This is a genomic window from Modestobacter sp. KNN46-3, from assembly GCF_011039295.1.
In genome coordinates, this window is sequence record NZ_JAAKGN010000162.1 from 1 (window position 1) to 10,393 (window position 10,393).

The following is a 10,393-nucleotide window of genomic DNA, read 5'->3' on the forward strand; positions in this document are numbered from 1 at the left end:
GCTGCGGTCGCTGGGGCTGGACCCGGACGACTTCAGCTACCTGCCCGTGCACCCCTGGCAGTGGGACCACCGGCTGGCGGTCACCTTCGCCGCCGACGTCGGCCGGCGCGACCTCGTGCCGGTCGGGGCGGTCGAGGTCGAAGAACGTCCGGATCGACTGCTGGGCCTGGTAGCGGTCCTCGCTGTGCCCGACCGGCACTACGTCAAGACGGCGCTGGCGATCCAGAACATGGGCTTCCTGCGCGGGCTCTCACCGGCCTACATGCGGGCGACCCCGGCGATCAACGACTGGGTCGCCGAGGTCGTCACCGGTGACCCCGAGCTGGTGGCCAGCGGGTTCGGGGTGCTGCGCGAGCTCGCGTCGGTCGGCTACACCGGCGACGCCTACCACCGGATGGCCGCCCGCGGGCTGCGCTCGCCGTACCAGCGGATGGTCGCGGCGCTGTGGCGGGAGAGCCCGGTGCCGCGGCTGGCACCGGACGAGCGGGCGATGACCATGGCGGCGCTGCTGCACCGGGACGCCGAGGGCCGCTCGCTGGTGAGCGGTCTCGTCGCCGACTCGGGTCTGGACCCGCGCACCTGGCTGCGGCGCTACCTCGACGCCTACCTCCGCCCCGTCGTGCACTGCCTGCTCGCCCAGGACCTCGCCTTCATGCCGCACGGGGAGAACGTCATCCTCGTGCTGCGCGACTCGGTGCCGACCCGGGTCCTGATGAAGGACGTCGGGGAGGAGGTCGCCGTCTTCGGTGACCGGCCGCTGCCATCCGGCGTCGAGCGGGTGCGGGTCGCGTACGACGACGACGTCCGCCTGCTGTCGGTCTTCACCGACGTCTTCGACGGGTTCCTGCGCTACCTCGCCGGCGTGCTGGACGCCGACGGCCTGCTGCCCGCCGACGAGGTCTGGCGCTGCGTCGCCGACTGCCTGCTGGCGCACCGGGACGCCCACCCCGACCTGCACCGGCGCTTCGACCTCTTCACCCCGGAGTTCCAGCACTCCTGCCTGAACCGGCTGCAGCTGCGGAACACGCTCCAGATGGTCGACCTGGCCGACCAGGCGTCCTCCCTGCAGTACGCCGGCACGCTGGCCAACCCGGTCGCCCCGCACGCACCGGCCCGGCACGCACCGGCCCCGCCCCGGTGACCGCCCCGGCCGGGGTGACCCGCGACCCGTGGGGCGTGCCGACGGTGCGGGCCGGGTCGCTGGACGACCTCGCCTGGGCGCAGGGCCGGGTCACCGCCGTCGACCGCGCGTGGCAGCTGGAGGTCGAGCGCTGGCGCAGCGAGGCGACGCTGGCCGCGCACGTCGGCGCGGCCGGGCTGTCCTGGGACACCTTCGCCGCCCGCGCCCGGCTGGACGACACCGCCCGCCGCTGCCACGACGCGCTGGACCCGGCGACCCGGCGGTGGGTCGCCGCCTACGTGGCGGGCGTGCGCGAGGGCCTGGCCGAGGGCGCCGCGCGGTCACCGGAGCTGCAGGCGCTCGGCCGGCCCCGGGGCGGGCACGGCGGCTGGCAGCCGTGGACCCCGCTGGGGGTCTTCCTGGTCCACCACGTCCTGTTCGGGTCCCTGGGGACGACGGTCTGGCGGGGGCACCTGCTGCGGTCCTTCGGGTCGCGGCTCGGGCCCGACCTCGCCACCGCGCTCGGGCTGGGCCCACCCGACGGCAGCAACGCGGTCGCGGTGACCGGGTCCCGGACGGCGTCCGGGCTGCCCCTGGTCGCCGGCGACCCGCACCGGGTGCTGGAGCGCCCGGGCGTCTACCAGCAGGTGCACCTGGTGGTGGACGGGCCCGGGGCCCTCGACGTGGTCGGGCTCGCCTTCCCCGGCGTCCCCGGCGTCGCCCACTTCGGCCACACCGGCTCGGTGGCCTGGGCGGTGACGAACGCGATGGCCGTCCACCAGGACCTCTACCGGGAACGGCTGCGCCGCGACGGTGACCGGCTGCTGGCCCTCGGGCCGGACGGCTGGGAGCCGGCCGACACCGCGACGGTCCGGCTGGCCGTCCGCGACGGCGAGCCGGTGACCGTGGAGACCGTGGAGACCGCCCGCGGACCGGTCGTCGTGCCGTCCTGGTCCGGCGGTGCGGAGCCCGAGGCGCTGAGCCTGCGCGCGCCCAGCCGGGTCGACGCCGCGCTCGGGTTCGAGGCGCTGCCGCGGCTGCTGCAGGCGCGCACGGCCCGGGACGTCGAGGCCGCCCTCGCCTCCTGGGTCGAGCCGGTGAACAGCGTGCTGGTCGCCGACACCACCGGCGACGTGCGCCAGCTGGTCGCCGGCCGGGTGCCCGACCGGGCGGCCGGCAACCGCTGGCACCCGGTGCCGGCCTGGGACCACACGCACGCCTGGCGCGGCCCCTGCCCTCCCCCCGCCGGGCTGCGGGTCACCGACGGCGCACCCTGGGACGGCGTCGCGGTGACCGCCAACGACGAGCGCCCGGACGTCGTCCCGTACGGCACGGTCTTCGCCCCACCGCACCGCGCCGCCCGGCTGCGGGCCCTCGTCGGCGACCGCACCGGCCTGCGGGCCGAGGACCTCGCCGAGCTGCTGGTCGACACCGCCTCCCCCGCCACCGGGCTGCTCGACGTCCTCCGCCGGAGCGCAGCACCCGCGACCGGCACCCCCGCCGCCCGGCTGCACGCGGAGCTGTTGTCCTGGGACCGCCGGATGGCCGCCGACAGCCGCGGCGCCGGGGCCTTCACCGCCTGGCGGAGCGCCCTGGTGCGGCGCGTCCTGGACCTCCCGCTGTTGGCACCGCTGCACCACCCGGCCGGTGTCCCGGACGTGCTGGCCCCGTGGCTGTCCCCCGTGGAACGGGTCGGGACGGCGCTGGAGCGGCTGCTCGACGTCCTCCCCCGGCACGGCGTCGACGTCGACGCGCTGGTCCACGACGCCCTCGCCGACGCCGCGACCACACCCGCGCCGGCCTGGGGGTCGACGCACCGGCTGCGGACCGTGCACTCCCTCGACGGCACCGGCTGGGAGGAGACCGTCGTCCGGCCCGCCGACGGGCTGCCGCTGCACGGCGACACCAACTGCGTCCTGGCGACCGCGAGCCTGCCCGGGCTCACCGACCTGTGCCTGCGCGGACCGGTGGCCCGCTACGTCTGGGACCTCGCCGACCGCGACGCCAGCCGCTGGGTGGTCCCGCTGGGCGCCGACGGTGTGCCCGGCCCACACGCCGAGGACCAGACCCCGCTCTGGGCCCGTGGCTCCCTGATCCCCGTCCCACCCGCCCGACCTGAGGAGATCCCGTGACCGATGCCCGCCTCGCCGAGGGCACCCACCCCTTCGGGGACGGCCGCACCCTCGAGGTGCGCCGGCTCGACCCCGACCGCGACGCCCCGCTGGTGCACTCGTGGGTGCGGGAGGAGCGCGCCCGGTTCTGGGGGATGACCGACCACACCGAGGAGCAGGTGCGCGACATCTACGCCTACGTCGACTCGCTGGACACCCACCACGCCTGGCTGGTGTCCGTGGCGGGCCGTCCGGTGGGGCTGCTGCAGACCTACCAGCCGGCCGCCGACCCGGTGGGCGAGGTGTACGACGTGGAGCCCGGCGACCTCGGCATCCACGTGCTGCTGGCCCCCGCCACGACCCCGGAGCCGGGGTTCACCCTCCGGCTCGCCGCCGCCCTCGGGGCGGTCGCGCTCGCGGACCCGACCGTGCGGCGCGTCGTCGTCGAGCCCGACGCGGCGAACGAGGGCGCCCTGGAGCGGTTGCGCCGGACGGGCTTCGAGCTCGGTCCCGAGGTGGAGCTGCCGACCAAGCGCGCGCGGCTGGCGTTCCTGCGCCGGGAGGTCCTCGAGGCGATGCTGGCCGCGGTCGCCCCCGGGCACCAGCCGACGTCCTGACGGCCGGGGCTCAGCGGCGGCGGGTGAGCAGCCAGTGCAGCCCGACGCCGATCGCGGCGCCGGTGCTGTTGGTCCCGATGTCCACCAGGGACGGGTGGCGCGCCGGCAGGAACAGCGCCTGGACGAGCTCGATGCCCACCGAACCGGCCACGCACGTCAGCCAGACCGCCCACCGGGGCCATCGGGGCAGCGACCAGCACAGCAGCAGCGCCAGCGGGACGAACAGCAGCACGTTGCTGCCCCGCTCGACCAGCGGGAAGACCACCGACCAGGAGAGGCCGGTGGCCTGCAGCACGGCCCGGGCGATCGGGCCGGAGAACCCGCCCACCGGGGTGGGCCACAACGTCACGAGGGCGCCGAGGGCCAGGTAGCCGGCGAGCAGCCCGCGGGCCCACCACCGCCCCGGGCCGGGACGGTGGTCGCGATCGGCGACCACCGGGGCCCGGGTCAGTCCACCGAGACGAGGTCGAGGACGAAGACCAGGGTGGAGCCGGCGGGGATCGGCCCGCGGGCCTGGTCGCCGTAGCCGAGCTCGCTGGGGATGGTGACGACCCGGCGGCCACCGACCTGCATGCCCTCGATGCCCTGCTCGAAGCCGGGGATGACCTGGCCGGCCCCCAGGGTGACCGGCAGGGTCTCGTCCTCGCCCCGGTCCCAGGAGGCGTCGAACTCCTCGCCGGACTCGTAGAAGCCGCCGACGTACTTGACCTGCGCGGCGGCGCCCTCGGTGGCCTCGGCGCCGTCCCCGACGACGACGTCCTCGACGACGAGCTCGGTGGGCGCCGGCGCGTCCGACGCCGGCACCTCGGGGCGCACGCCGAGGTCGGTGGAGACCTCGGCCGCCACCTCCTCGACCGCTGACCCGGCCGACCCGGCCGGCTCGCCGCTCGCGCAGGCGGCGAGCGGGAGGGACAGGGCGAGCGACAGCGGGAGGGCGAGCAGCGTGCGGCGGACGGTGCGGCGGTTCATGGGGAGGTCTCCTGGCCGAGCGGTGCTCGAGTCGGGGCGGGCATTCTGCGGCCGGCCGGTCGAGGACGCCGGCCGCACGGTCACCAGGACACCACAGCTCGGACGAGGTCCGGGCTCGTCTGGCGGTGGGCCGCTGCTTGGCACTAACTTTCCCGCAACGTCCGCGACGGCTGGGGGTCACCCGATGTCCGCATCGATCATCGTTGGGCTCGACGGGAGCGAGGCGAGCGGGCGAGCGGCCGACGCCGCTGCCGACGCGGCGCGCAGACACGAGCTGCGCCTGGTGCTGGCCTGCGTCGTCCCCTGGTCGCCCTACTCGTTCTCCACCGCGGAGGAGAACGAGCGCCGCACGATCGACAAGGAACGCGAGTCGAGGTCGGCCCGCGAGCGGGTGCTCGACCCGGCGCTCGCCCGGCTCACCGCCGCCGGTGACCTGCAGATCGACGGCGTCGTCCGGCACGGGCACCCCGCCGAGACGCTGGTCTCCCTGGCCCGTGAGCACGACGCAGCGTGGATCACCGTCGGTCGGATCGGGCAGAGCCGGGTCCGCACGCTGCTGTTCGGGTCCACCCCGAGCAGCCTCATCCAGCTCTCCCCCGTCCCCGTCCTGGTGGTGCCGTGATGACCCAGCTCGCCCTCTCCGACGTCCCTGCCCGTGAGGTGCTGGCCGCCACGTTCGACGAGCAGGTCGACAACGTCTTCGCACCGATCTCGGAGTTCATCACCGGCATCGTCTTCGCCGCCGTCCCGCTGGACTTCATCGACGAGGGCGTCGAGCTGCCGCTGATCGTCGTCTGGCTGGTCGTCGCCGGGATCTTCTTCACCATCTACCTGAAGGGCTTCCAGTTCCGGGCCTTCGGCCATGCGATCCAGCTGATCAAGGGCAAGTACGACGACCCCGAGGACGCCGGTGAGGTGACCCACTTCCAGGCGCTGGCGACCGCCGTCTCCGGGACGGTGGGCTTGGGCAACATCGCCGGGGTCGCGGTGGCCATCTCCCTCGGCGGGCCGGGGGCGACCTTCTGGATGATCATCGCCGGCCTCGTCGGCATGTGCACCAAGGGCGTGGAGTGCACCCTCGGCGTCAAGTACCGCAGGGTCTACGACGACGGCCGGGTCTCCGGTGGCCCTATGTACTACCTGAGCCAAGGGCTGAAGGAGAAGGGCAAGGGCACGCTGGGCAAGGTCCTCGCGGTCCTGTTCTGCATCTTCACCCTGGGCGGCGCCGTCGGTGGCGGGAACATGTTCCAGGCCAACCAGGCGTTCGCCCAGGCCCAGTCGGTGACGGGCGGCGCGGACGGCTGGCTCGGGTTCGGGGCCGCCGGCGCCGTCTTCGGCCTGGTGCTCGCGCTCCTGGTCGGGGCGGTGATCATCGGCGGGATCCGGAGCATCGCCCGGGTCACCGACAAGCTCGTCCCGTTCATGGCCGTCTTCTACGTGCTGGCCTGCCTCGCCGTCCTGTTCTCGAACTTCACCGAGATCCCGAGCGCCCTGTGGGAGATCCTCCGGACGGCGTTCAGCCCCGAGGCCGGGTTCGGCGGCGTCGTCGGCGTGCTCATCCAGGGCTTCCGGCGGGCGGCGTTCAGCAACGAGGCCGGGCTGGGGTCGGCCGCGATCGCCCACTCCGCGGTGAAGACGAACGAGCCGGCGACCGAGGGGCACGTCGCGGTCCTCGAGCCCTTCGTCGACACCGTCGTCATCTGCACGATGACCGCGCTGGCCATCGTGATCACCGGCACCTGGGCGGACGAGACCAGCGCCCCCGGCGTGGAGACCACGTCGGCCGCCTTCGCGACGGTCGCGGGCTGGTTCCCGGTCGTGTTGGCGGTCGCGGTGATCCTGTTCGCCTACTCGACGATGCTCGCCTGGAGCTACTACGGGCTGAAGGCGTCGACCTACCTGTTCGGCGAGTCGATGTTCGTGGACCGGACCTGGAAGCTGATCTTCTGCATCTTCGTCGTCATCGGGGCCTCCTCGACCCTCGACGCGGTGATCGGCTTCTCCGACAGCATGATCTTCCTGATGTCGCTGCCGAACATCATCGGGCTCTACATCCTGAGCCGGGTGGTGAAGCGGGAGCTGTTCGGCTACCGCGAGCGGCTGGCCCACGGGGCGCTCCTGCCGGTCGCCGAACGGGGCATCACGCCCTCCCCGACGGGCGGCAGCACCGCTGCCACCACGGGCGTCGACGGCACCACCCCGAACCCGCCGCCCTCGGTCGAAGACCGCTGATCAGTCGATCCGGCGGGTGGTCTGGAACTCCAGCACCCGCCGGACGACGAGGCCGGGAGCCTCCATGGACAGCGCGTGGCCGGCCACGGCCGGTTCACGCGGTCCTCGCCCGCCGGTCGCCGACCCGTGGTCCGGCCGCCTCCTCGACGGCCCAGGGTTCCACCACCAGCGCGGAACCCAGGGGGCCACCGATGTCCGATCAGCCACACACCTCGCCCGCTTCGCCACCGGCACGACCGCTCTCCCGACGGCAGCTGATGCAGGCCGCCGCCGCCGTCGGCGGAGCTGCCGGCGCCGGCGCACTGCTCGGTCCGGCACCGCGGGCGTTCGCCGCGCCGGCTCAGCGGTTCGACCGTCCCGCCACGTCGTGGGGCGTGCAGAGCGGCGACGTCAGCGCGACGTCCGGGATCATCTGGTCGAAGACCGACCGGCCGGCCCGGATGCTGGTCGAGGTCGCCGGGACCGAGGACTTCCGCGGCCGGCGCGGCCGCTGGCGGGTCGACGTCGGCCCGGACACCGACTTCACCGGCAAGGTGGCGCTCAGTGGCCTGCCGGCCGGCACCGAGCTGTTCTACCGCGTCCGGTTCGTCGGGGAGCACGGCCGCGCCTGCGAGCCCCTGCTGGGCACGCTGCGCACCGCCCCGGCCGACCGCCGGGACGTCAGCTTCTCGTGGTCCGGCGACGTCGCGGGGCAGGGCTGGGGGATCAACCCCGACCTCGGGGGCATGACCGGTTTCGAGTCCGTCCGCCTCCTGGACCCGGACTTCTTCATCCACTCCGGCGACAGCGTGTACGCCGACGGGCCGCTGGAGGAGCGGGTCGAGCTCCCCGACGGCACGGTGTGGCGCAACGTGGTCACCCCGGCGAAGAGCAAGGTCGCCGAGACCCTGGACGAGTACCGCGGTCAGTACCGCTACAACCTGATCGACGACAACGTGCGCCGGTTCGCCGCCCAGGTCCCGCAGTTCGTCCAGTGGGACGACCACGAGGTGACCAACAACTGGTACCCCGGCGAGGTCCTGGGGACGACAGGCCCCGACGCGAGGTACACGGTCAAGGACGTCGACACCCTCGCCGCCCGCGCCCGCCAGGCGTTCGGCGAGTACATGCCGCTCTCCGGCAGCCGGATCGACCGGGTCCTCCCCTACGGCCCGCTGGTCGACGTCTTCGCGCTCGACCTGCGCTCGTTCCGCGGGCCCAACACCGCCAACCTGGCGACGGAGGGGCCGGAGACCCGGATCTTCGGCACCGACCAGCTCACCCGGCTCGCCGACCAGCTGGCTGCCTCCTGCGCGCTGTGGAAGGTGGTGGCCTCCGACATGCCGCTGGGCGTGGTGGTGCCCGACGGCGAGGTCGCGCAGGAGGCCATCGCCAACCACGCTCCCGGCGCGCCCGCCGGACGGGAGCTCGAGGTGGCGTGGTTGCTGTCGGAGCTGAAGCGCCGCGGGGTCCGCAACGTGGTGTGGCTGACCGCCGACGTCCACTACACCGCGGCCCACTTCTACGACCCGGAGAAGGCCTCGTTCTCCGACTTCGACCCGTTCTGGGAGTTCGTCAGCGGCCCGCTGCACGCCGGCACGTTCGGACCCAACGACCTCGACGGCACCTTCGGCCCCCAGGTGGTCTGGTCCCGCGCGGCGGACAGCCCGAACCAGCCGCCGAGCGCCGGCCTCCAGTTCCTCGGCCACGTACGGATCGACGGGCACAGCGGGGTCATGACGGTCCAGCTGCGCGACGTCGCCGGAGCGGTGCTGCACTCGACCGACCTGACGCCGGCCTGACGGAGGAGCCCCTCCCGAGGCTCACCCCGCGCGAGCTGGGGGCGAGCCTCGGGACGGGGCCGTCAGGCGGCGCCGAGTGCGTCGGCCACCCGGTGGTGGACGGCGGCGTCCGCGCCCCGGCTCTGCCGCTCCAGGGTGCGGGCGAGCGCGCGGCGGGCCCAGCCGTTGGCCGGGGCCCGCTCCACCAGCCGGCTCAGCGTCTCCTCGGCGCGGCTGAGCTGGGCCGAGCCGAAGTAGCTCCGGGCCAGCAGCTCCAGCGCCGCCTGGTTGTCCGGCTCGGCGGCGAGCACCGCCTCCAGGACGCGGGCGGCCTCCGTGGGCTGCCCCATCGCCAGGAACAGGTCCGCGCGCAGGTACTCCGAGTGCAGGTCGATCTCGTACGGCTGGGTCATGACGCTCCTTCCACCGGCCCGTAACAGCGCCGTCCCCATGGCTCTTCCCGGCGTGTCGTGCACGCGGCGCATCCACCCGGGCAGCGGACGACGAAGCACCGACGTCTGGTCATCCACACGACGGAGGCAAACCATGGGCGTGCGCGAGAACCTGCGAGACCGTCGGCCGAACGGGTCGGACGACGCGAACGAGACCGACGAGGGTGGCGGGTCGGTGGTCTACACCGTGCAGCGCGTCGGCGCGGTGGTCGTGGCCCTGGTCCTGCTCACCTTCGGCCTGCTCGGCTTCGCCGACGGGCTGGCCTACTTCTCCACCGACGGTGGCGAGGTGGCCGGCCTGTCCTCCAACGGCCTGCTCTCCACGATCTCGGTGGTCACCGCGCTCGTGCTGGTGGTCACCGCGTTCCTCGGCCCCCGCCCGGTGTCGAACGTGATGCTGGTGATCGGCGCTCTGTTCCTGATCTCCGCGCTGGCGAACCTGGCGGTACTGGAGGGCGACCTGAACCTGCTGGCGTTCTCGATGGCCAACGTCATCTTCTCCATCTGCGCCGGCCTCGTGCTGCTGACGTTGGGCGCCTACGGCCGGATCAGTGGGAACCTGCCGGCCGACAGCCCCTACCGGGAGGACACCGGCCCGGAGGTCTCGCCCGAGGACCTCGACCCGCAGCTGCCGCAGACCCCGGCGGAGGAGGCGGCCGAGCGGGACATGCGGCAGGCCGAGCTGGCCGTGGTCGAGCACCGCGCCACCGCCGAGCAGCAGCGGCGGGTCGACGCGATGGCGAAGGTGCGCACCCGGGCCGACCGGCGGCGGGTCTGGATGTCCTCCGACCGGACCTCGCTGACCTGATCCGGCAGGACCGGCCCGACGGCCCCGGTGCACCGGGGCCGTCGGGAAGTAGCCTCGCGAGCGCCATGTCTTCGTCCGGTGCCTCCGTCTCCCCTCCGCGCGACCGCGTCGACGCCTGCCCCGGCGCCCTGCAGACCCACGCCGCAGCGGACGGCGGGCTGGCCCGGGTCCGGGTGCCGGGCGGGGCGATCAGCGCGGCGCAACTGCGGGCGCTGGCGGCCGCGGCCCGGGAGCTCGGCGACGGGCACCTGGAGCTGACCAGCCGGGGCAACCTGCAGCTTCGCGGCCTGCCGTCCGGCGCGGAGGTCGAGCTGGGCGAGCGGC

General features: G+C 74.3%; 10 protein-coding genes and 1 pseudogene. 8 read left to right on the forward strand and 3 right to left on the reverse strand.

The window, feature by feature from the left end; all coding sequences use genetic code 11:
* The 3 genes from G5C62_RS22620 to G5C62_RS22630 all read left to right on the forward strand — a co-directional run.
* Positions 1–1,141 (forward strand): IucA/IucC family siderophore biosynthesis protein (locus G5C62_RS22620; RefSeq protein ID WP_277424816.1); only part of this gene is annotated, 1,141 nt, incomplete at its 5' end.
* Positions 1,138–3,252, forward strand: a complete 2,115-nt coding sequence (locus G5C62_RS22625; protein ID WP_206330801.1) for a penicillin acylase family protein — start codon at positions 1,138–1,140, stop codon at positions 3,250–3,252. The genes G5C62_RS22620 and G5C62_RS22625, both read left to right, overlap by 4 nt.
* Positions 3,249–3,848 carry a GNAT family N-acetyltransferase gene (locus tag G5C62_RS22630; RefSeq protein WP_052090816.1) on the forward strand — a complete coding sequence of 200 codons (600 nt, stop codon included), beginning with the start codon at positions 3,249–3,251 and terminating at the stop codon, positions 3,846–3,848. The genes G5C62_RS22625 and G5C62_RS22630 overlap by 4 nt, the downstream gene beginning before the upstream one ends.
* A 10-nt stretch (positions 3,849–3,858) precedes the next feature.
* Here the strand turns inward: G5C62_RS22630 and G5C62_RS22635 are convergent, their stop codons facing one another.
* Positions 3,859–4,284, reverse strand: a complete 426-nt coding sequence (locus G5C62_RS22635; protein ID WP_164702778.1) for a VanZ family protein — start codon at positions 4,282–4,284, stop codon at positions 3,859–3,861.
* Positions 4,285–4,295: 11 nt separating this feature from the next.
* Positions 4,296–4,817, reverse strand: coding sequence for an FKBP-type peptidyl-prolyl cis-trans isomerase (locus G5C62_RS22640; protein WP_081975196.1), 522 nt, complete (start codon positions 4,815–4,817; stop codon positions 4,296–4,298).
* A gap of 184 nt (positions 4,818–5,001) precedes the next feature.
* Between G5C62_RS22640 and G5C62_RS22645 the strand changes: the two genes are divergently transcribed.
* The 3 genes from G5C62_RS22645 to G5C62_RS22655 all read left to right on the forward strand — a co-directional run bounded on the left by G5C62_RS22645 (position 5,002) and on the right by G5C62_RS22655 (position 8,830).
* On the forward strand, positions 5,002–5,439 hold the full coding sequence (locus G5C62_RS22645; RefSeq protein ID WP_164702779.1) for a universal stress protein: 438 nt from the start codon (positions 5,002–5,004) through the stop codon (positions 5,437–5,439).
* A complete protein-coding gene (locus G5C62_RS22650) occupies positions 5,439–7,049 on the forward strand; it encodes a sodium:alanine symporter family protein (protein ID WP_164702780.1) in 1,611 nt (536 codons plus the stop codon). Before G5C62_RS22645 ends, G5C62_RS22650 begins: the two co-directional genes overlap by 1 nt.
* Positions 7,050–7,306: 257 nt before the next feature.
* Positions 7,307–8,830: an alkaline phosphatase gene (locus tag G5C62_RS22655; RefSeq protein ID WP_206330802.1), complete on the forward strand. Its 1,524-nt coding sequence runs from the start codon at positions 7,307–7,309 to the stop codon at positions 8,828–8,830.
* A gap of 62 nt (positions 8,831–8,892) precedes the next feature.
* Here the strand turns inward: G5C62_RS22655 and G5C62_RS22660 are convergent, their stop codons facing one another.
* Positions 8,893–9,222, reverse strand: coding sequence for a tetratricopeptide repeat protein (locus G5C62_RS22660; RefSeq protein ID WP_063124214.1), 330 nt, complete (start codon positions 9,220–9,222; stop codon positions 8,893–8,895).
* A 133-nt stretch (positions 9,223–9,355) separates the two neighbouring features.
* Between G5C62_RS22660 and G5C62_RS22665 the strand changes: the two genes are divergently transcribed.
* Together G5C62_RS22665 and G5C62_RS22670 are read left to right on the forward strand one after the other, a co-directional pair.
* Positions 9,356–10,069, forward strand: coding sequence for a DUF4383 domain-containing protein (locus G5C62_RS22665; RefSeq protein WP_164702782.1), 714 nt, complete (start codon positions 9,356–9,358; stop codon positions 10,067–10,069).
* A 65-nt stretch (positions 10,070–10,134) separates the two neighbouring features.
* Positions 10,135–10,393, forward strand: a pseudogene (locus G5C62_RS22670) (precorrin-3B synthase); the annotation flags it as partial.